General features: G+C 65.0%; 1 protein-coding gene. It reads left to right on the top strand.

The window, feature by feature from the left end; translation table 11 throughout:
* The coding region (locus JI666_RS21380) for an aminotransferase class I/II-fold pyridoxal phosphate-dependent enzyme (RefSeq protein ID WP_206895100.1) at positions 1-257 on the top strand (257 nt) is incomplete at both ends.

Genomic DNA, 257 nt, shown 5'->3' with positions numbered 1-257 from the left:
CGCGCACCAAAGCGATCACGCTGGTTTCACCCAACAATCCGGGCGGCGTGGAATACCCGCCCGAGCTTCTCGCGGCCTTCGCGGACCTCGCCCGGCGCCACGGTATCGCGCTGATCGTCGACGAGACGTACCGTGACTTTCATACGCAAGACGGCCCGCCGCATGGCCTGTTCGCCGATCCCGACTGGGACGACACCTTCATCCATCTCTACAGCTTCTCGAAAGCCTACAGGTTGACCGGCCACCGCGTCGGCGCC

It is taken from the genome of Bacillus sp. NTK071 (genome assembly GCF_017303315.1).
GTDB lineage: Bacteria > Bacillota > Bacilli > Bacillales > Guptibacillaceae > Guptibacillus.
This window is presented reverse-complemented; position numbering and strand designations above follow the sequence as displayed.